We start from the raw sequence: 21254 nt of genomic DNA on the forward strand, positions 1-21254 counted from the left end.
ATATGACTAACCAAAGTCTTCAGCCAGCTTTAGCGGCCTTTAAACTTTCGCGACTCTTTTTGCGAAAAGTTCACAAACCGGGTAAAGGCTTTATCCTTAGCTCTTTTCTGAGCGAGTGAGGCCGAGTTAAGCGCATCTTCGCGGAGCAATTTCTGATAGTTGGACAATCGCCTCGAGTCCAGAGAGCCTTGTTCCACAGCGGCCTGCACTGCGCAGCCTGGCTCCTGATCGTGCTGACAGTCGGCAAATCGGCAAGCTTCGGCTAAGCGCTGGATATCGGCAAACGCCGAGACAATCCCATCATGACAATCGGCTAACTGTAATTCCCGCATACCTGGTGTATCGAGAATGAGTCCGCCCTGAGGTAAGGGAAACAGTGAACGCCCGGTAGTGGTATGACGCCCTTTGGCATCATCCTCACGAATCCCTTGCGTAGACTGACGGGATTCACCCAGTAAGGTATTGGTAAGCGTTGATTTTCCTACCCCGGAAGAGCCAAGCATGACCGCCGTATTACCGGGTTGTAGCCAGTCGCTTAACGCATCCATGCTGCTATTCTCCAGTGCGTTAACCGTGATCACCTGCAACTGTTTATCGATACGGCGGACATTGTCGCGCCAGCTTTCGGGCTCATCAGTCAGGTCGGCTTTGGTTAACACTACCACCGGTTCTGCGTCGGCCGCTTGTGCGAGTGCCAGGTAGCGCTCGATGCGGCTGGGATTGAAGTCTTCGTTCATGGAACAAACGATAAATGCCGTATCCACATTGGCTGCAATTAACTGCCATTCATGACCGGTGCCGGCTGATTTGCGTTTAAAGCAGCTGTAACGCTCGAGCAAGCGCACAAACTGTTTATTTTCGTTCAGCAATATCCAGTCGCCAACGACCAGAGGTGGCATGGCAGGCGTGATTGGCAAGGTAAAGGTATGCGGATCCGTTGCTACGGTCAGCTGAGATTTATGTTGTTTAGTGACTCTGGCAGGGGTTATTTGATCCCACTCTTCAAGAGTAAGTTGTTGCTGGAAAAAAGGTCGCCAGCCCATGGCGGCGAGAAGTTGAAAATTAGTCATAACTAACCCTTAACTAACGTTAATGTTTTCATTAAGGGGGCAAAAGGCCCCGGCATTAGTACCGGGCAGTAAAAGGGCGGTTTAGTTAGCCCATAGCCCGGTCAGGGTGACGACAATCATCAATATTCTCCTAACCGTTATTCAACGTAACTGAGTATAGCCTAACAGGCACCTGTGTGCACTGGCTCAGGGCTGTCTTTCTAAGCTCAGGGCTGTTTCGATGCGCTCAGGGCTGCTCAGTAAAGAAAAAACGGAGCTGGTTTTCTTCTACGGCTACCCGTTTGCCATAGCGGGCAAATAAAAACTCCCGCCAGTGGTTATCATCCATGGTGTATTCCAATGCGCGCTCATCGAGCCTGGCGAGTAGTTCTTTGGCCAGTCTGGGTTTGTGGTAATCCAGAATTCGTTGGGTATTGCCGTGTAAATAGAGTTTCAGGTAATCGAGTGCCTGATCGGTAGAGCCCGCCGAAACCAGACTTAGTGCCGAGCGTAATGGCTGGCCAAGTAAAGAACCGAGCCCGGATAGCGGCAACGGCAGTAATTTATCAATAATAAACTGAGTGTCTTTTACCAGTGAGTACTGGTCGTTCAGTAAGTGAATAAAATCCACCCGCGTGTCGGTGAGATGCAAAGAGCGACTGGCCGGATAGTAATTGGGCAGGGCGCTGATGCCTGCAGCCGCATGAGCCTTATATATTCGCGATCCCATCACTTTGACATCAATGGCACAGAGTATCTGCACGGTGAGCCGATTAGTGGAGGTGGGCATAGTAAGCTGTGCTTCCAGACAGGTAAAGTGACCTTCGCCAATGGGCACGGCTAACGGTTCAGTAAACGGGAAATGCGGGGCAATGAGTTCGTTAAGCTCTTGTTCGGTAAATATATCGAACTGCAGGCGGCCGCTTTTAATCAGGCAATAGCCCACCAGGGCATTCACTCTGTCGCGCCAGCTTAATGGAGGTAACAAACATCAATCCTTGCATAGTAAAGTGGGGCAAGCCCGTTGTTGCGCTAAATCATAACAGTGCTGTTTACACAGGCTCAAGGCTTAAAATTTTTTGCGTCGCTGGCGACAATGGCGTAGCGTAGGCTCAACTGGTACAATCAGTTGGTAAAAACGATAGTAATTTGGCCGGCTTAACCATTCAACAGCGGGTGAACAATGCATATTCCTGTTCAACAATTCGACTACGTGATCATCGGTGGCGGTTCTGCCGGTGCGGTGCTGGCGGCGCGTTTAACCGAAAACCCGATGATTCGGGTATGTCTGGTTGAAGCAGGCAGTAGCGATCGTAACCCGTTTATTCATATCCCCTTTGGTTTATCACTACTGGCGCGTTTCGACAGCATTGGCTGGGGATATAACACCGAACCACAAACGGCACTGAACGACAGAGAGCTATTCTGGCCTAGGGGCAAAACGCTCGGCGGATCAAGCTCAATTAATGCTATGTGTTATATCCGTGGCCAGGCCGAGGATTATGACCGCTGGGCAGCGCAGGGGGCTGATGGATGGGATTTCGAGTCAGTTCTGCCATTTTTTAAGCGTGCAGAGAATTACTGTGGCGGTGCCGATGAATACCACGGTGTAGGCGGCCCGCTGGATGTAAATAACCTGCGTCATACCGCTGAAGTGTCCGATGCCTTCGTAAACGCCGCTAAATACGTTGATCTGCCCGTGCGTGAAGACTTCAATCGTCGTGACCGTGAGGGGCTGGGTTACTACCAGGTTACGCAGCGCAACGGCCAGCGCTGTTCTACCGCGAAAGCGTATCTCACTGATGCCCGTCAGCGCGGCAACCTTACCATTATTACCTCAGCCCTGGCTGAACGAGTGCTCATTAAACAACAGCGAGCCACCGGTGTGCAGGTGAGGTGTAAAGGGAGGGCCATGCGTTTAATGGCGTCCCGCGAGGTCATTCTTAGCGCTGGTGCAATCAATTCGCCCCATTTACTGATGCTATCGGGGATCGGGCCGGCCAGCGAACTGGAAGACAAAGGTATTTACGTGCAGCAGGATTTACCCGGCGTGGGCAAAAACCTGCAGGACCACCTTGATGCCATTGTTCAATATCGCAGTAAGCAGCCTCTTGGTTATCCAATTGCGGCTAGAATGCTGCCACGCTACATCAAAGCGGCGTGCCGCTATTTATTTAAACGGGATTATATTTTTTCGTCCAACGTGGCCGAGGGCGGCGGCTTTGTGCGCTCGTCACTGGCGCAGGCATCGCCGGATATTCAGTTCCACTTTTTACCGGCTATTTTGCAGGATCATGGCCGGCGTTTTGTGCATGGCTTTGGTTATGGCTTGCACGTTTGCGCATTATACCCGAAGAGCCGCGGCGAAATTACCCTGCAAAGTAATCACCCGGCCGATCACCCTTCAATTCAGCCCAATTACCTGAGCGAAGACGACGATCTTAAGGTGATGCTCGACGCAGTAAAATGGGCACAAAAAATACTCACCAGCGAAGCCTTTGCAAAATACGAGGGCTACCTGAGTATCGGCGAGCACCGCCTGGAGTCAGACGAAGATATTGCTGACTTTATTCGCGAACGAGCTGAAACTATCTATCATCCGGTGGGCACCTGTAAAATGGGCGCCGATGATGACCCCATGGCAGTGGTCGACAGCAAGTTGCGGGTACGCAATGTGGCAGGTTTAAGAGTGGTTGACGCGTCGGTTATGCCATCCCTGGTTGGCGGCAATACCAATGCGCCTACCATTATGATTGCCGAACGCGCAGCAGAATGGATCCGCAACGACCAGAATTAAAATCAAGGGGTCAAATCAAGGGGTCAGAGAACATGAAAATCAAGTAATCTGACCCCTTGATTTTGACCCCTTGATTTGATCCGCGACGAGCAGAATTAATTCACACTCGGCAGTAGCATGTTTACCGCGCAGTCACACATTTCATCAATATGGCTGGAGTCGGCGTACACGCCGTCGGTAACCAGTTTTGCCAGGCCGTGTAGGGTCGCCCAGATGACCTGCGTCTGGCGGAGTGCCGGCTTATCTGCCAGCAGCAAGCCCTGTTGCTGCCAGTGGGTAATCAGGCTCAGCATATATTGAAACGCCGGGTAGGCCACGTCTTTCAGTTCATCGTCAGCCAGATCGTTTTTCCAGATAGGGCGACCAAACATAAGATCGTACAGCTGCGGATGTTCCACAGCCCAGTGCACATACCCATACACAAACTGTTTCATTCTCACCGGCGCAGGGACGGATTCATCGCCGCCGGATTCAGAGGTCATAGCAATCCAACTGGCAAAGCCGTTGGCGGCTACCGCGTTAAGCAGCGCGTTTTTATCACGAAAATGATGGTACAGCGCTGAGCGGGATACCCCCACATCATCGGCCAGCTTGCGTAACGAAAGCCCCTCGATGCCCTGATTTTCAATACGGTTTGCTGCTGCATCTAACAACGCTGAGCGCAAGTCACCATGATGGTAGGTTTGTGTGCCGGATGACGGCATGGTACTTCCTAAAAATGTCACAATTGCTGACTAGCATAATCTTTATCTTGACAGTGTCAAATTATACGCCTATCTTGACACTGTTCAGTTTAATAAAAGGTTAATAAAAGGGGCACTCATGTCGCAGGCAACCGCTGCAAATCAACACCAGTCGTATCCGCACTTATTCGAGCCACTGGATTTAGGTTTCACTCAGCTTAAAAATCGTATTGTTATGGGCTCCATGCATACCGGTTTGGAAGAGATGCCTAACGGACACGTTCACATGGCCGAGTTCTATGCTACCCGGGCCAGGGGCGGTGTGGCGTTGATGGTTACCGGTGGTATCGGGCCTAACCAGGAAGGCGGCGTACACATTAAGACCAAGATGCTCGACAGCGACGAAGCGGTAGCGCATCACAAAATGGTTACCGATGCCGTGCATGCCCATGGCGGCAAAATTTGTATGCAAATTCTGCACACCGGTCGTTACGCTTATAACCCTAATCTGGTGGCGCCCTCTGCGTTACAGGCGCCTATTAATCAGTTTAAACCCCGTGAGCTAACCAGCGAAGAAATCGAAGGGCAGATTAACGACTTTGTCGAAACGGCAAAACGGGCCCATGCGGCAGGCTATGATGGCGTTGAAATCATGGGGTCTGAAGGTTACTTCCTCAATCAGTTTATTGCTGCCCGGACCAATCATCGTAGCGATGAATGGGGCGGTGACTACCAAAACCGCATCAAATTGCCGGTAGAAGTAGTACGTCGTGTTCGCGAGGCAGTGGGTGAAGAATTCATCATTATTTACCGCTTATCAATGCTGGATCTCGTTGAGGGCGGTTCAACTTACGATGAAGTGGTAACGCTGGGTAAAGCCATTGAAAAAGCGGGTGCCAGCATCATTAATACTGGTATCGGCTGGCACGAGGCGCGTATTCCTACTATTGCCACTAAGGTGCCACGGGCGGCCTTTACCTGGGTCACCGCTAAATTCCGCAAGGCACTGAGTGTTCCGGTGATCACCTCTAACCGGATCAATACGCCGGAAGTGGCCGAGTCCGTACTGGCTCGCGGCGATGCTGACATGGTCTCTATGGCCCGGCCATTCCTGGCCGATCCTGAATTTGTCAATAAAGCGCAAAGCCAGCGCAGCGATGAAATTAATACCTGTATTGGCTGTAATCAGGCCTGCCTTGATCATATTTTTGCCGGCAAACTCACCAGTTGCCTGGTCAATCCCTTTGCCTGTCATGAGCTGATGTACAAAATGACCCTGGCCGAATCGCCGAAAAAAGTGGCCGTTGTAGGGGCTGGCCCGGCCGGTTTGGCTGCGGCTACCACAGCAGCCAAACGCGGCCACAGCGTAGTACTGTTTGATGCTGCGGCAGAAATAGGCGGGCAGTTTAATATTGCCAAGCAAATCCCCGGTAAAGAGGAGTTTTACGAAACCCTTCGGTATTTTAAGCGCCAGCTGGAGCTGCTTAATGTCGAGGTGAAGCTAAATACGCCTGTCACCGCACAAACGTTAAACGAACAAGGCTTTGACGAAGTGTTACTGGCTACCGGAATTGTGCCACGTACACCTGCTATCGAAGGTATCGACCACAGTAAAGTGATGACCTACCTGGACGTACTACGGGATAAAAAACCGGTAGGCGCCAAAGTGGCGATTATTGGCGCCGGCGGCATTGGCTTTGATACCGCTGAATATTTAAGCCACGGTAAATCTGTACCGAGTCAGGATATCGCTGCCTTCATGCGCGAGTGGGGAATTGATATGACGTTCTCTGCCCGAGGTGGGGTGGAGGGCATGCAACCACAGCCTGAGCCGTCACCACGGCAAATTGTGTTGTTGCAACGCAAATCCAGTAAGGTGGGCGCGGGTCTGGGTAAAACCACCGGCTGGGCGCACCGCTTAGGATTGCAAATGAAGGGGGTAAAAATGATCCCGGGCGTGCAGTACCACAAAATCGATGATGATGGTTTGCATATTACGGTTGGTGAGGAGCAGCAGGTGCTCGACGTGGATAACGTGATCATTTGTGCTGGTCAGGAGCCTCAGCGGGCACTAGTAGAGGGGCTTTCTTTGCCTTATCACCTTATTGGTGGTGCCGATGAAGCACTCGAACTGGATGCTAAACGGGCTATTGAGCAGGGCACCAAAGTGGCCATGGCTATCTAAAAGGGCCAAATTATAGAAAATTAATGGGGTCAGAGAACATTATCAACGGTAATGTTCTCTGACCCCATTATTATTCCCTGATGGTTACTCTACGTCTATTCGCTTCCCTTTCATACGCATTAACGTGCCGTCTTTATCTATTATATGATGCTTAAGCGCGCCGGCAATATGCAGCACAATGCAGGCTATCAGCAGATAACCCACAATTTCGTGTACTTCTTCTGCCATTTCACCCAGCTCGGCGTTACGCGGGAGCACATCCTGTGGGTTAGCCGGATCGTGATTAGCCGGGATTAAATCAATACCGAATAGAGGGATATTATGTCCGCCCATGGACGACATAATCACACCGGAAACAGGCATAATCAGCGTGCCCAGAATCAGTACCCAATGCACCGCATGGGCCAGTTTGTGCTCCCAGGCTTTATAGTTGCCGGCCGCCAGTGGCCAGCCGTTTTTCATCCGCCAGTAAACCCGGCCCAGCGCCAACACCAGCACGATAACGCCAAAGGATTTATGCAGGCCATACAGGCTGTAGTCTTTGTTTTCGGTCATGTAAATGCCAACGGCCAGCAAGGCAATCATCAGCAGCGCCACTGACCAGTGCAGTGAAATGGTGATTTTACTAAATTGCTGTCGGGTGTCTTTCATCATCGTGAATTCTCTATAAAGCAGAAAAAGTGTAAGGATTATTTTGAGTTAAGCCAGAAGGTGCTAGAAAACCTTCATCAATTTATCAGTAAATGATAAATCGCAAAGCAGCGCAACAGAAAATAAAAATAACTGCTAACAGATAGCCTTAACTGCTATAACTGGCTATTAAATTCAGCAGCGCTATGCCACTCTGCGGCCATGTTAGTCAGCAACTTTTGCATCGGCGGGTAGTCTTTAAATGGTCTGAAGAAAGGATCGTACTGACTAATAAAAGGATAAGCCCGGAACCCCAGTTCGCATGCACGATGCAACCAGTGCACGGCGCGGCTTTTATTACCGCTGGCGGCATATCCGTAAGCGGTAAATCTGGCCAGCATCCCATTAACCTCAACCACTTTTTCCTGAGCAGCATTAAGCGAAAAGTTTACTGGCTGGCCAAGCAGGTAATCCCGCAATGCATAAGCAATTTGGACAATTAACGGATCGGCGCTGACCGTGTTGAAACCAGCACAAACAGAATCAGCACGGGCTGATTCGTCATTCAGTGCCAGCACCCAAACCATAAACAGGCGTGCCAGCGGGTTGTTGGGATCAAGAGATAGCATTTCCTGATAAGGGCCAATTGCCTGTGACAAATTACCACTCATTAGCTGGTAGTAGCCGGGCATACACCTGCTTAGTGGTGTTAATGGATCGATTATCTGTAAGGTTTGAATTGATGGTAAGGCGAGGGCCGGTAATCCGGATAGCAGGTAACAATTCGCCAGCAGGGCGAGACTGTCGGCATCATTTGGCTGATACTCTAGCGCCCGTTTTAACGCCGCAATGGCGGCGTTGATGTCTCCTTGTAAATAGCAAAACCATGCTTGTAAAGACAGTGTATAAAAAGCATCTGAATGGTGTTGGTTGAGAAAATGAAGAATGCCTTTTACTTTTTCCATCGGAGCTTCAGAGCAATCGATGCCTGACTCTCGCAACTGCAAATAAACCCGGCCTAAGCTGGCCTGAATAAGCGCGTTATCAGGCAGCATGTGGTTAGCGGCATTAAGTAACTCAAGTGCTTTATCAATGCCTTGTGGTTGCCATGTAAGTGAGGCGATTCGGGCCTGATGCAGATACTCCCAGGCAGTCTGACTGGCCAGGATAGTTCGATTGCAAGGCGCCAGCACAGCTTCCAAATTGGATAGTGGCAGGCTGGTCACCAGCTGTGACACTATTCGCTGCTGTAAATCCTGCCAGTTTGGATGCGATTCATTATAACGGGTAGTCCACACAACGCTCTGGTCGTGGGTGCTGACCAAACGAATGTTCAGGCGCGCGTTCTCACCCTCAAGCCGCAGACTCCCTTCTATCAGATAGTCCAGTGCCAATGCCTTTATCTGGTCGCTAAAACCTGCTTGCTGCGCTGCGAGCTGTCGCATGGAAGAGAAACTAATCATCATCAGGGCTGGCAGAGATGTCAGGTCGGCGACAATATCTTCACCCAGTGCATCAGCCAGATAGGCTTTATCCTGCGCCTCGGCAAGAAAGGTGAAGGGTATCAGCGCCAGGCGAATTGGCTGACTTGCGCTGCGTTGAGATGATTTGGGTTTGTCGGCCCGGGAAGCAAACCAGATATCCAGTTCCTGCTGATAGGCGAAGATACGCGCAGCCGACTGATGCTGATGGCGGTGTACCGGCAGGCCCTCCGCAGATTCCCAGCGACGCACGGTTCGCTCGCTGCAACCAAAGTAATTGGCGATGGCTTTCCAGGAGTGAAAGGTTTTTGCTTGTTGGTGCTTTGTCTTCATACCAGGGAACAGAACTCGTGTTTACCCCGCATTTTGGGCTAAGTAAGCCAATGGCGCCAGGATATGACCGCCCGTGACCGCTTGTGTCCGTTTCGTCGAGAAACGTCATTTCCTATAGTCGTTGGCAGGTCATCAAACTGCAAGGAAATATCATGAAAAAGTATAGATTAAGCGCATTGGCGCTGTTACTGGGAACATTAGCAATTGTTGGGTGCTCTTCGCTGGCTTATGCTGGTGAGCTTCTTGCTCCCGGCGAGCCCATTGCTAGTCCACTGAATGACAAGCGCTGGCAACGGGTGTCTGGTCAGGCGGTGCATTTTTTCCCTACGGTTATCCTGCACTCATCCCGGGAAACCGAAGCGGGTAAAACTGAGCGAAGCACCGACACCATCGATCTCACCGGCGATCTCAATGGTCGCATTGTCTATCACGTTACCTCACTGTTTGATTATGCCGCCGGCACGCTGGTAAATACCGGCCATCAGGTATTCTCCGGAACGGTATCAGGCGGGGAGCCTGTGTTGCTGCTGGATGATAACTTTATATTCACCGTGGATCTGAATAACGGCGACACGCTGGGAAAAGTGTTTCTTACCCGCACCCTCACAGGCACAAGAACACAGTGCCGGCTCACTGTTACCGGCACAGGCTTTGATGCCCAGGGCAATGGCCTGGCTGACTACAGTGGCTACTGCCGGCATTATGGGCGGGAGTAACACCTTATTGGCGCGGAGTTAACAACAGCTCTGCGTTGGTTTGATCAAGCTGAAAGTGAAACTGTTTTAGCACGTTCATGCCCAGTAATCCGTCGGCTTGCTGCATGGCGGCCTCGGGCATTACAAACACGCCTATGTTACTTAGTTTATAGGGGCCAAGGGTCATGTTATCTATCTGAACCAGCGGGGAGCGAATCGGACCGCCGGCGGTGCGCACATCGAACAGGCCAATGACTTTAATTTGATTAAAACGCCTCAGAGCCTTGTACAACTCAAAGCTGATAGCAGTGCTGCTCGTACCTGTATCCAAAAGCAGCGCCGCCGGGCGATTGAGGATCTGTGTTTCAGCAATGTACTGGTCGCCATAGCGGGTAAGGGCCAGTCGCGTAACCGGTTCCTGTTGAGTATCGATAGGGCCTTCGTTACTCTGTTCTGAAGTTGGCAACGGGCCGGGTAAAAAGCGCTGACGCAAACTGCGGGCACCGGCATTATTAGCACTCAAATTAGCCAGCACATCTTCCATCAGAGTAAATTTCTGTTGTCTGGCGTAGGCTTCAGCCAGTTTAAGGGTGAGAGTCTGATCGCTACTATTAAGCTGAAATAACGGCTCTAAGAATTGCGCCAGCATATCCCAGTCACCGGCGTTATACAGTGCACTGATGGTATTTTCGATTAACTCGGCGCTGCGGTTTGCCAACTCTTCCCGCTGCTTAAGATTAAACAGGCTGAGTTCCTGCAAAGCAAAAAGGTGGCTAACTCCCACGCTTAAAGGCTCGGTAGCCAGAATATAATCGGCTTCCAGCAACAGCAATTGGGCAGAATCCGGATTAGCGCGCAGTGCATCAATTAAAAAACGCTCCACCCGGGCGAAGTCGCCCTGGTCGAGCCATTGCTGAACAATGTCGATATCGGTTGCCGGCACGTCAGGCTTATCTGAAGTGCCTGACTCGGCTTGATAAGTTGATGCAGACTGCTGTGGCGTTGAAACTGGCGGCTTAGTCGCTTTGTCTGACGTTACCCTATTGCCTGTTTTTTTTGGTACGTCCTCAGCGGCTGTGGGGGCAGGTTCACCCCAAAGTAAATAAACGTTCAGGCTAACGGATATCAGCAGACAAACCGAGACAACCAGAGCGAAGCGCGTCACAGTTAATCGGCCTGACCGGCCAGGCAAGCTGGCAGATAAACATCAACAAAAGCTTTTGGCATTCGGGTAGGCGCACCGGTAGCGAGCTTTACGCAGGCAAATTGAGTGTGACCCCGATAAACCGTTTCGCCATCGCTTTCACGTACATACTGAAACTCCCGGGAGAGCGTGATTTTACCGTCGCATTGGGTGATCCAGGTGGCGCAGTGCAGCGTGTCGCCCAGTAAAGCCGGTTTTAAATAGTTTAATTCGTGGCGGAAGATCACCATGCCCCGGCCGGCCTGCTGATAATGTTCAAACCCCAGTCCCAGAGCCTTAGAGTGGGCCCAGGCGAGCTTTTCCTGCTGGCTTAAATAGGCCACGTTGTTCACATGATTGTAGTGGTCGATGTCCTGTGGCTCGATTTTCCACGTAGTAATAAAGGGCTCTGGATACTGCCAGTCGAAAAGGTCAGACATGGGGGAGCGGGTTCTCTTCTGTCAGGTTAACATCAGGGTCGAGCAACTGTTGGTTGAGCGCCGTTTCGGTAGCGATAACCGGCTCGATAAAGGTCTTTACATTACCGAGGTCTTTAAAGGCCTCAAAGCCCCGTTGCAAAAATTCGTGCATGCTTAGCAGCCCGGCCATTTTTGCCGGTCTTCGGGATAGCTTAATTAGCAGACCGATGCCCGGAATTTTTACCACATCGGCCAGTTGCTCACCTAATCCGGCCACAATCTGAATTTGTTGGGCGCGGTCATCACCACGGCCCACTTCACGGTAGGCTAAAGCATAGTTTTCTCTGTTGAGCTGCGCGTCACCGAGCGCCTGAGCCATCGCCATATCCAAATCGAATGACAGGGCATTAAGCCACAGTGCCTGCTCAATGGCATGCATGGCTTTATTCGGCAGGGCTTTAGCGAGTTTGGGAATAACCCGCATTAAATCGGCATCGCGCTGGCTGAAATCCTTGGGACCGTAAAGCTCTTCCACAAAAAAATCCATGGCTTTGGCGTAGCTTGGTTTTTGGGCCAGCTCTGCATGAGTGGCCAGCAGCCGTTGGCATTGCCATTGTTGCAGTGCCTGAATGGGCGCCAACAACTGCATTTGTTCTGCCAGAGAGCGCCGGGCATTCACCTGACGCAAATGAGCGATAATCTGTTCTACCACAAGGCGTCCTTCTTGCTACGCTGTCCGGTCGTATTTGAATATTGACTGTATAATACCTTAATCATGCTGACAAATCTGGCTCGTGCAGGCAGATTTTGCTATTCTTCGCGGCCATTAAATCACGACCATCACAAACCGAATTCTGTATGCAGCAGGCAATGGCAGCGGCCATAAAATATGATAATGACCCCGACGTAGAACCGTTAATGGCGTTGTTCGACCAGACGTTTCTTGGCCGGTTCAACACGCGCCTGATCAGAGGCGGCGATGAGCCGGTTTACCTGCCTGCTAACGAGCATACGCCTTATCATCAGATTGTCTTTGCCCATGGCTATTTCTCCAGTGCCCTGCATGAAATAGCGCACTGGTGCATTGCCGGTGAACAGCGCCGATTGCTGGAAGATTATGGCTACTGGTACTGCCCTGACGGCCGTGATGCCACGCAACAGCGGGAGTTTGAACAGGTCGAGGTGAAACCTCAGGCCATCGAATGGGCCATGACCATCGCCGCTAACCGGCGTTTTCAGGTCAGTACTGATAATTTAAATGGCGCTGAGCCAGATCGCGAGGGCTTTACCCGTCGCGTACGGGCGCAGTTGTTAACGTATTTGCACTCAGGCTTTCCGCCCCGGGCCACAATGTTTATTAATGCGCTGCGAGCAAAGTTTAACGGGCCTGAGTTAAATCAGGCCTGGCTCGATAAGGAGTACCCGTGATGAGTAAAGCCTTTCGATTAGGCGTGGTGATTAATCCTTTTGCCGGGATCGGTGGTGCCATGGCGCTTAAAGGCAGTGACGGCGAGGCAATTCGGCAGCAGGCGCTGGCGGCGGGAGCGACTAAACTGGCTAACGATAAAATGGCCAGAGCGCTCACAAAACTCACCGCCTTTAACAATCTCTCGGTACTCACGGCCAGCGGTGAAATGGGTGAACATTGCTGTGCGGCGCTGGACCTGGAGCATCAGGTTATTTATACCAGTCAGAGTACCGAAACTACGCCTGAAGACACCGAGAACGCGGTACGCGAACTGGTTAATCAGGGCGTTGACTTAATTCTTTTTGCGGGCGGCGATGGCACCGCGCGGAATGTGTGCAGCATTGTTGCAGACAAAGTGCCGGTGCTTGGCGTACCTGCCGGAGTAAAAATTCACTCGGGTGTTTATGCGGTAACGCCTTCGGCAGCCGGTGATGTGGTGGCCAAAATGTTAACCGGTGAATTGGTGAGCGTGCGTCAGGCCGAGGTGCGCGATATTGATGAGTCAGCATTCCGCCAGGGTAAGGTACGTGCGCAGCATTATGGCGAAATGCAGGTACCTGATGAGCTTACCTATGTGCAGTCGGTTAAAATGGGCGGCCGTGAAGACGAGTCCATGGTGATTAACGAGATTGCCGAATACGTAAGTGAAATCATTGCCGATGACGACGAGCATTTGTATGTCATGGGCTCAGGCTCGACCGTTGCTGAGGTGATGGCGCGACTTGGTCTGAAGAATACCTTGTTAGGCGTGGATGTGGTTAAAAAAGGTGAGGTGATTGCCGCCGATGTGACTGCCCCGCAGTTGCTGGAACTGGTTAGCCAGTCGCCGGCGCGCCTTGTGATCACTGCTATTGGCGGCCAGGGGCACGTATTTGGCCGCGGCAATCAGCAGCTGAGCCCGGATGTGTTAAGGGCTATTGGCCGTGACAATATCTGGATCGCTGCCACCAAACAAAAGCTTCAACAACTCGATGGCCGGCCACTCAGAAGTGACACTGGCGACGAGGAGCTCGATAGCGAACTGGCCGGGATTATTGCGGTCATCACCGGTTATGACGACCGGGTGTATTATCCACTGCAGTAGTCACTGCAATCAATTAACGAAAAAAAAGCGAGACACTATGCAACAACAGGTTAAAGCCAGCGATGAATTTGTCACGACAGTGGAAAAAATTGATAGTGCACTGGATGGCGTGGTAGATCACGGCAGTGACGACGAGCTGTTTATCGCCAGTTACCTGCAGGGACATTTTGCCGTGGAGGCCCGCAAGCTGGAGCTTGATGAGTCAGCCTCAGTAGAGAAGCTCAGTCAAACCATGCAGCAAAGTCTCGAGCAGGCTTTTGCCAATAACGAACTGGAACCCGCCGATCAGCAAGCGGTGGCGGCATTGTGGCAAAAATTGCTGAACGACTTTTAACGGGTGGCAGGTCTTTGCCGCTTTTTGGCTGTAAAACCGCATTTTTTCTGGAAGAGTGAGGTGGTGCGATAATTGCAGAATCTGAACTGTTAACTCAGGTTGGATCCGATTATGCGTCAATACTCTTTGCGAACCACTATTCTTACTACCTTGCTGGGAGCCAGTTTGCTTGGCGGCTGCAGCTCTGGAACGCCGGTTATGGAAATGACCAACGACCAGGTGCCGGTGCCTGCGCTTGGTAATGTGGAATATCACACCTATGTGTTGGCCAACGAACTGTTTGCCAACGTTCGCCCGGCCCGGCAAACCCGTTATGCGGTGACCGGTTTTGTGCCGGTGGACTCACTGACCTATGACGAGACCTTTCAGCATCCGTTGCAATTGCTCGGTCATCAGTTGGAAGAAGGGATCCTTACCGAAGCCACAAAACGTGGATTTACCGCTCAAGAGTTTAAGCTGACGAACGATATAATAGTAGGAGAAAAGTCCGACAGGGTACTGTCGCGCGATATCGACCAGCTATCTGCTATGGAGCGGGTCGATTTTTTCATTACCGGTACGCTGGTTTATCAGCAGGAAGGGGCAATGGTTAACGCGCGCATTATTAATGCCCGGACCCGCGATGTGGTAGCAGCTGCAACGCGCTTTTTCCCGGCAGAATTGTTTTGGCTGGATGAGCAGGTGACAACCCGTAATGGCCGGCTATATCGTACAGAGAATAAAGGGTAATCATTATGCAAAGGGCAGTAAGGGCAACACGACTTGGCATATTTCTGCTGGCGGCAGCCGCGGCAGGCTGTCAGAGTATGGATGAGGAAATGGTGCAAACCACTCAGCCTGAAAAAATGCCATCGCTTAATGTGGTAGACATCACTGCAGCAGATCGCTCAAATCATCAGCCCATGATGGCCGAAGATGTCGATAGCTTTGGTGCACTGGGCCAGCCACCGTTGTACTCCAGTGTTCAGGGGGCGTACAAAGGCCGTCCCTTAACCAAGCATGTGGGGGATTACGTCAAGGCCCTGACACAGGACCTGATTGCCAACATGGAGTACGTTACCAATAAAACGCCGGTGGGAGTAACCCATTTCGCGTTGCTGGACTCTGATCTGCAGCAAACCAACTTACTTGGTCAGCAAATGGCCGAATCCTTTGTGCATGAATTGCATAAATTCCGCATTCCGGTGATCGATTACAAAGCCACTGACTTTATTCGCATTACCGAAGAGGGCGACTTTGTGCTTACCCGCGATTATCTGGAGCTCGACGCCAGTTTACCTATGGAATATGTCCTCACCGGTACCATGGCAAAGCATCAGGGCGGCGTGATGGTGAATGCGCGCATTATTGGTATTCAGTCGCGTGCGGTAGTTGCCAGCGCACAAATGCTTATTCCGTTTTACGTAGCAGACGCGCTGATCCCCAGTGATGGCAGTGAGCGCGGCGGTATGCGTGATGGTGTTAAATTAAGCCGGGGGTAATCATGCGTCAGTTCTTGGCCTGTTTGGTATGCGCGACGGCGCTGAGTGGTTGCGCCGGCCAGCCTAAAAGTGGTTATTTCTGGTTTGGCAACGATGATGAAGCGCCGCCGCCAGCCGGGCAAGCGCAGGTGCGCCCGCCAGAAGACAGCGGCCTTGAGTACCGGCCGGATTCCCGCGACATCGAAATGTACCGGGTTCAGCAAAATGTGCGGGGCTACCGGGATCCACTGCAATCCGGCTTCACTCCGGGCATGACCCATAAAGCATTAAATGACTACGCAGCCAGCCTGGCTATGGCGCTAATGGACGGCTCTGTGCAGGTGAATACCGACGAGCTGATAGGTATTGCCAGTTTTGTACGTCTTAACCGCTCCTTGCGGGAAACCACCGTGCTGGGCAATCAGCTGTCTGAATACCTGATAGCTGAGTTGCAACAATACGGACTTGGCGTGGTGGATTTCAAACTGGCCAATAGCCTGGATGTCACCGACTATGGCGACTTGGCGCTAAGTCGCGAGGGACGGCGCATTGCTAAACGAATGGAAATGGACCATATCCTTACCGGTACACTGGTGGAGCAGCCGCGCGGCGTGAATGTGAATGCGCGGATCATATCTATCGACCAACAGCGGGTAGTGGCCAGCGCCAACGTGTTTATTCCTGCTTTTGTGGTAACGTCACTGGTGCCGATGGCACCCGTGCTGGATACCGAATAAACCTACGCCTCTGGCGGGCGCCGGAATATGCGTAACATAAACCGCTCTGGCGCCAGCGCCTGCAACAATGGTTCGCTCATTGGCAGCGGCTCATAACAAAGCTGGCTGGCCAGTATTTCTGCCATCAGCGGCGCTGTGGTTAATCCTCGCGAACCCAACCCCGTAAGCACCAACAGCGCCTGTTCATCAGTAGCCACTTCGTACTGGCTGTTATGCTTGCCCTTATACAATTCCCGATAGCGCTCGGTGGTTTTCTCTGGCGGGATAACCGCACCCACCACAGGTTGGTGATCGGCACTGCCCAGGCGAATAGACGCTCTGGCAGTGCCATCATGTTCAATCGACTGAGCCCAATCATAGCCTGTCAGCGCTTTGGCGTGGGTGGCCAGATTTTGCTCGCTTTCTTCCTTTCTGCTGGTGGTGCTGGTATCACCTTTTACATAGGTGGAGCCAAGCGCATGGCGGCCATTCCAACCGGGCGTTAAGTACCCTTTATGGCACAGTACAGTCTTCAAAGCGTTTAAAGGTGCTTGCTCGGGAACGGCCTCGACCTGGCCGCGTACCGGTCGTAGCGGTAAATGCGCCAGTTCGGCCATCTCGGCACACTCATGACCAGCGGCAATCACCACCCGGTCTGCACTGATTTGTTTGCCATCTTCCAGAAGCTCTAGGTTTCGGCCATCTTCGGATAACGCCACGCGCTGGTTATAAAACTCATTGAGTAAGCCGATTTGCCGAGCCGCTTCAAGCTGAGCGTCAACCACTTCGGCGGGGCACAGCCAGCCGCCTTGCGGTACAAAGAGCCCTTCGCCGTGAATATCAAGGCCGCTTAATTCACTGGCCTGTGCGGCGTTTACCGGCTGAATGAGCTGTTCTGGCCACAACTCTTTTTGCAGCAGGTTTTGCTGGCGCTTTTGCACTTCTTCACTGAATCCCAGCAGCAGAACACCGCAAGGTTGCCAGGTAAAGGTCAAGCCGTTTGCATTAAGAGTATCGTAATAGCGTCTGGCGTATAAAAAACCATGGGCCTGGATCAGGGCGGGGTTACTCTGGTCGGCCTGAAGTTGCGGATAAAAACCGCCTTGCCGATTGCCTGAGGCACCATCGGCGGGGGCAGGGGCCTGGCCAAATAGACTTACTTTGATACCACGCTTACACAGCGCAAGCGCCAGTGTGGAACCGGCGAGGCCGGCACCAATAATAGCGATATGTTGAGACGGGCTGGCAGGTGTGTCGGGATACCGGTAATGCCAGGGCGTGGTAACCCGGTTAGCGGGGGGAGTTGCCAGTATGCCGGTGAGCATATCGCGCTTGCGGCCGAACCCATTTCGTTTGGCTATCTCAAAGCCCGCTTCTTTTAAGCCGCGCTTAACCACCCCTGCGGCGGTAAAGGTAGCCAGGCTGGCACCTGTTTTACTTAAACGAGCCATCTGAGTGAACAGCGTGTCTGTCCACATATCCGGGTTCTTACTGGGCGCAAAGCCATCTAAGAACCAGGCATCTACCAGACCATTTTGCGGGCAGTGCCATTGCGGGAGTAATTCGTGCACATCACCCAGCCATAAATCGACACTGGTATGCCAGGCATCGAAATTCATGCGGTGACAGCCGCCAAGCGCGGGGGGATATTGTTCAATCAGGGCATGGACTTCTTCGCGGACCGACGGGAATACCGCCAGGGCATTCTGTAAGTCGGCCTCTGCCAGCGGGAATTTCTCGGTACTGAGAATAAATAACCGTTTAAGCGGATGAGCCGGATTGGCTGCTCTGAACTGTTTAAACTGCTGCATAGCAATGATGCAGTTAAGACCGGTACCAAAACCAGTTTCGGCAATGATAAAGTGCGCTGCCTGCCAGTTTAACCAGCGCTCAGCCAGATCGTTACCGTTGATGAACACATGCAGTGTTTCATCACAACCGCTGTCGTTAGAGAAATAGACATCATCAAAGCTGTCTGCCACGGGCGTTCCGGACTCGTTAAAATGGACGTTGGCAGATTGCAGGCGTTTACTCATGGCGTGGTGTTTCAGGTTAATCGTTAAAAGCGCGCTATAATAGCAGTATTAGTAAACGCATGATAGAAATCGAACCTGAAGCCGACATCGCGGTCGAAATACACTACAATGGTAAAATTCTTGGATTGAGGTGGAAATTTGCTACCAAATCACGTAGAACAGGGTCGCAAAAGAGCAGACCACTTAGTGTCATAAAATCATTACCATATGCGGCACTAACGCAAAAGGATAATTATGAGAAGAGCAGTTATTACAGGGCTGGGTATTGTATCCAGTATCGGCATAAATCAAGAACAAGTTACCGCCTCACTCAAAGCAGGCAAATCTGGTATTACCTTTTCCGAAGAGTTTGCAGAAATGGGCATGCGTAGCCAGGTATGGGGCAACGTTGATATTGACTTTAATGAGCATATCGACCGCAAAGTGATGCGCTTCATGGGTGACGCCGCCGCTTATGCTTATGTGGCCATGAAACAGGCTATCGAAGATAGCGGCCTTACCGAAGAACAGGTATCAAATATTCGTACCGGTATTGTGGCAGGTTCTGGTGGTGGTTCGTCCAAAAACCAGGTCGGCTCAGCAGACGTGATCCGCGAAAAAGGCGTGAAGCGTGTAGGCCCTTATATGGTGCCGCGTTGCATGGGCTCAACGGTTTCGGCCTGTCTGGCCACGCCATTTAAAATTTTAGGCGTTAACTATTCAATTTCATCGGCGTGTGCCACCAGTGCTCACTGTATTGGTCACGCGCTGGAACTTATCCAACTGGGTAAGCAGGACGTAGTATTTGCCGGTGGCGGTGAAGAACTGAGCTGGGCGTTGTCTGGTCAGTTCGATGCCATGGGTGCATTATCTAAGAAGTACAATGACGACCCGGCAACTGCATCACGCACATACGACGCAGACCGTGACGGTTTCGTGAGCTCTGGCGGCGGCGGTATGGTTGTGGTTGAAGAGCTTGAACATGCTCTGGCCCGTGGTGCCACTATCTATGCAGAAATAGTCGGTTATGGCGCGACTTCTGACGGTTATGACATGGTTGCACCGTCAGGTGAAGGCGCAGTGCGCTGTATGCAAATGGCACTGCAAGGTGTTGACGCGCCAATCGATTACCTCAATACCCACGGTACTTCCACACCTGTTGGTGATGTAAAAGAGCTGGCTGCCATTCAGGAAGTCTTTGGCCAATCCGGTGTACCGCTGGCCTCTACCAAATCGCTTACAGGTCACGCTTTGGGTGCTGCAGGGGTTAACGAAGCCATTTACAGCCTGTTAATGATGAAGCACGGCTTTATTGCGCCGTCGATCAACATTGATAACCTTGATGAAGCGGCGGCAGGCCTTGACGTGGTAACCTCTACCCGTGAAGCCACGCTGAACACGGTAATGTCTAACAGCTTCGGCTTTGGTGGTACCAATGCGTCGCTGGTAATGAAACGCTTCGAAAAATAAGCGCAGTTATTCAGCCGGGGCGACCGCTCCGGCTGTTATTCCCATTTGTTGTTAAACCGCACTGAATAGTTTTTCGGTTCCCCGCGAACTTACGATAAACTCCTATCCCATGAAAATACGTTACGAAAACTCGTTGCCGCTGGCAGCAGAATATTTTGGCAGTTTTGGTGAAGCGTCAGGTTATGACGTTGGCACGCTAACGCCTGAGCAACTGGTAGATTTTGACGTCCTGGCTGTACGTTCGACTACCCGGGTGACGCCTGAATTGCTTAATTGTGCTAACCGTTTAACACTGGTTGGTACGGCAACGGCGGGGATTAATCATCTGGATACCCGTTACCTGGATGCGCAGGGGATTTACTGGATGTCGGCGGCCGGGTGTAATGCACAGGCGGTGGCTGAATATGTGCTAAGTGTACTGTGTAATGCGCACCTCGAAGACATTACGAACCTTAAGCACGCCCGGGTAGGCATTGTGGGAGCTGGCCACGTAGGCAGCGCATTATCGCGCTTACTCGACACCCTGGGTATCGACTATGTGTTGTATGACCCACCGCTGGCAGAGCAGGGCGATGAACGGCCCTTTACAGACTGGCAGACTATCCTGAACTGCGACGTAATTACTTTGCATGTTCCCTTTGTGCAAGATGGTGCTTACCCCACCGATAAAATGATCGATGCAGAGGTGCTGGCCGGTTTGAGTGCCAAGCAATTGCTGATCAACGCATGTCGTGGCGAGGTCATAGACGAGGTGGCGTTAAAGCAGCGTTTAATGGCGGGCGATGGTCCTACGGTAGTGCTGGATGTGTTCGCTAATGAGCCGGATATTGATGCCGATTTGCTGCAGTATCTCTGGCTCGCGACACCGCACATTGCCGGGCATACTCTGGAGGGTAAATACTCTGGTACGCAGATGGTGTATGAGGCCATTTGTGATCTTGCCGGACAAACACCCGAGAAATCACTGGATGATTTTTTACCCGAGCGGCCAAATTTACACGTAGACCTTGAATTATGTAGCGATCAAGGCGACAATCTCGCCCCCGCCATAGCACTCGTGCTGTCGGTATACGATGTAAAAGAAGATAATAATAATTTTCGTCAGGGGCTGGCAGGACCAACGAGTTTTACTGCCATGCGTAAACAGTACAGAGTTCGACGCGAATTAGCCGGCCATAGGGTTGAATGTTCGCAGCAACCGGACTCAGCGATTGCAACGCAACTTGCAAAATTAGGCTTTAACCTAAAATAA

General features: G+C 51.7%; 20 protein-coding genes. 11 read left to right on the forward strand and 9 right to left on the reverse strand.

Annotated elements, in window-relative coordinates:
• Nucleotides 1–29: 29 nt before the first annotated feature.
• Nucleotides 30–1070 carry a ribosome small subunit-dependent GTPase A gene (rsgA, locus tag D9T21_RS18445; protein WP_123326693.1) on the reverse strand — a complete coding sequence of 347 codons (1041 nt, stop codon included), beginning with the start codon at nucleotides 1068–1070 and terminating at the stop codon, nucleotides 30–32.
• Between the two features lie 226 nt (nucleotides 1071–1296).
• Nucleotides 1297–2037 (reverse strand): DUF1439 domain-containing protein, encoded by a 741-nt coding sequence (locus D9T21_RS18450; RefSeq protein ID WP_123326694.1) that lies wholly within the window; start codon nucleotides 2035–2037, stop codon nucleotides 1297–1299.
• A gap of 195 nt (nucleotides 2038–2232) precedes the next feature.
• On the opposite strand from D9T21_RS18450, the gene D9T21_RS18455 reads away from it, so the two are divergent.
• Nucleotides 2233–3846, forward strand: coding sequence for a GMC family oxidoreductase (locus tag D9T21_RS18455; protein ID WP_123326695.1), 1614 nt, complete (start codon nucleotides 2233–2235; stop codon nucleotides 3844–3846).
• 95 nt (nucleotides 3847–3941) lie between these two features.
• On the opposite strand, the gene D9T21_RS18460 is transcribed toward D9T21_RS18455, so the two are convergent.
• Complete coding sequence (locus D9T21_RS18460) at nucleotides 3942–4550, reverse strand: TetR/AcrR family transcriptional regulator (protein ID WP_123326696.1); 609 nt, start codon at nucleotides 4548–4550, stop codon at nucleotides 3942–3944.
• A gap of 118 nt (nucleotides 4551–4668) precedes the next feature.
• Here D9T21_RS18460 and D9T21_RS18465 point away from each other — a divergent pair, with 118 nt between their 5' ends.
• Nucleotides 4669–6714 carry an NADPH-dependent 2,4-dienoyl-CoA reductase gene (locus D9T21_RS18465; RefSeq protein WP_123326697.1) on the forward strand — a complete coding sequence of 682 codons (2046 nt, stop codon included), beginning with the start codon at nucleotides 4669–4671 and terminating at the stop codon, nucleotides 6712–6714.
• 84 nt (nucleotides 6715–6798) lie between these two features.
• On the opposite strand, the gene D9T21_RS18470 is transcribed toward D9T21_RS18465, so the two are convergent.
• Nucleotides 6799–7368: a cytochrome b gene (locus tag D9T21_RS18470; RefSeq protein WP_123326698.1), complete on the reverse strand. Its 570-nt coding sequence runs from the start codon at nucleotides 7366–7368 to the stop codon at nucleotides 6799–6801.
• Nucleotides 7369–7520: 152 nt separating this feature from the next.
• The gene (locus D9T21_RS18475) at nucleotides 7521–9158 is read right to left on the reverse strand and encodes a tetratricopeptide repeat protein (protein ID WP_123326699.1); all 1638 of its coding nucleotides are present in this window, start codon (nucleotides 9156–9158) and stop codon (nucleotides 7521–7523) included.
• Between the two features lie 152 nt (nucleotides 9159–9310).
• Between D9T21_RS18475 and D9T21_RS18480 the strand changes: the two genes are divergently transcribed.
• Entirely contained in the window at nucleotides 9311–9874 is a 564-nt protein-coding gene (locus tag D9T21_RS18480) for a hypothetical protein (RefSeq protein WP_123326700.1), read from the forward strand.
• Nucleotides 9875–9878: 4 nt separating this feature from the next.
• Here the strand turns inward: D9T21_RS18480 and D9T21_RS18485 are convergent, their stop codons facing one another.
• Genes D9T21_RS18485 through D9T21_RS18495 form a run of 3 tightly spaced genes read right to left on the reverse strand, consistent with a single transcriptional unit; the run spans nucleotide 9879 to nucleotide 12167 of the window.
• On the reverse strand, nucleotides 9879–11018 hold the full coding sequence (locus tag D9T21_RS18485) for a retropepsin-like aspartic protease (RefSeq protein ID WP_123326701.1): 1140 nt from the start codon (nucleotides 11016–11018) through the stop codon (nucleotides 9879–9881).
• Between the two features lie 2 nt (nucleotides 11019–11020).
• A complete protein-coding gene (locus D9T21_RS18490) occupies nucleotides 11021–11476 on the reverse strand; it encodes an acyl-CoA thioesterase (protein WP_123326702.1) in 456 nt (151 codons plus the stop codon).
• Entirely contained in the window at nucleotides 11469–12167 is a 699-nt protein-coding gene (locus D9T21_RS18495) for a DUF8198 family protein (RefSeq protein WP_123326703.1), read from the reverse strand. The genes D9T21_RS18490 and D9T21_RS18495 overlap by 8 nt, the downstream gene beginning before the upstream one ends.
• Nucleotides 12168–12313: 146 nt before the next feature.
• Here D9T21_RS18495 and D9T21_RS18500 point away from each other — a divergent pair, with 146 nt between their 5' ends.
• The 6 genes from D9T21_RS18500 (at nucleotide 12314) to D9T21_RS18525 (ending at nucleotide 16538) form a co-directional block, all read left to right on the forward strand.
• Nucleotides 12314–12883 (forward strand): elongation factor P hydroxylase, encoded by a 570-nt coding sequence (locus D9T21_RS18500; RefSeq protein WP_123326741.1) that lies wholly within the window; start codon nucleotides 12314–12316, stop codon nucleotides 12881–12883.
• Nucleotides 12883–14007 (forward strand): ATP-NAD kinase family protein, encoded by a 1125-nt coding sequence (locus D9T21_RS18505; RefSeq protein ID WP_123326704.1) that lies wholly within the window; start codon nucleotides 12883–12885, stop codon nucleotides 14005–14007. The genes D9T21_RS18500 and D9T21_RS18505 overlap by 1 nt, the downstream gene beginning before the upstream one ends.
• A 37-nt stretch (nucleotides 14008–14044) precedes the next feature.
• Nucleotides 14045–14341: a YfcL family protein gene (locus D9T21_RS18510; RefSeq protein ID WP_123326705.1), complete on the forward strand. Its 297-nt coding sequence runs from the start codon at nucleotides 14045–14047 to the stop codon at nucleotides 14339–14341.
• 111 nt (nucleotides 14342–14452) lie between these two features.
• A complete protein-coding gene (locus D9T21_RS18515) occupies nucleotides 14453–15070 on the forward strand; it encodes a FlgO family outer membrane protein (protein WP_164464755.1) in 618 nt (205 codons plus the stop codon).
• 5 nt (nucleotides 15071–15075) lie between these two features.
• Nucleotides 15076–15822 (forward strand): FlgO family outer membrane protein, encoded by a 747-nt coding sequence (locus D9T21_RS18520; RefSeq protein ID WP_164464756.1) that lies wholly within the window; start codon nucleotides 15076–15078, stop codon nucleotides 15820–15822.
• A gap of 2 nt (nucleotides 15823–15824) precedes the next feature.
• Entirely contained in the window at nucleotides 15825–16538 is a 714-nt protein-coding gene (locus D9T21_RS18525; protein WP_123326706.1) for a FlgO family outer membrane protein, read from the forward strand.
• A 2-nt stretch (nucleotides 16539–16540) separates the two neighbouring features.
• Here D9T21_RS18525 and mnmC read toward each other — a convergent pair whose 3' ends face one another.
• A complete protein-coding gene (gene mnmC, locus D9T21_RS18530; protein WP_123326707.1) occupies nucleotides 16541–18553 on the reverse strand; it encodes a bifunctional tRNA (5-methylaminomethyl-2-thiouridine)(34)-methyltransferase MnmC2/FAD-dependent 5-carboxymethylaminomethyl-2-thiouridine(34) oxidoreductase MnmC1 in 2013 nt (670 codons plus the stop codon).
• A 234-nt stretch (nucleotides 18554–18787) separates the two neighbouring features.
• On the opposite strand from mnmC, the gene fabB reads away from it, so the two are divergent.
• The gene (fabB, locus tag D9T21_RS18535; RefSeq protein WP_123326708.1) at nucleotides 18788–20002 is read left to right on the forward strand and encodes a beta-ketoacyl-ACP synthase I; all 1215 of its coding nucleotides are present in this window, start codon (nucleotides 18788–18790) and stop codon (nucleotides 20000–20002) included.
• A 109-nt stretch (nucleotides 20003–20111) separates the two neighbouring features.
• Nucleotides 20112–21254: a 4-phosphoerythronate dehydrogenase gene (locus tag D9T21_RS18540; protein ID WP_123326709.1), complete on the forward strand. Its 1143-nt coding sequence runs from the start codon at nucleotides 20112–20114 to the stop codon at nucleotides 21252–21254.

The organism is Marisediminitalea oceani, assembly GCF_003731635.1.
GTDB classification, from domain to species: Bacteria; Pseudomonadota; Gammaproteobacteria; order Enterobacterales; family Alteromonadaceae; genus Alteromonas; species Alteromonas oceani.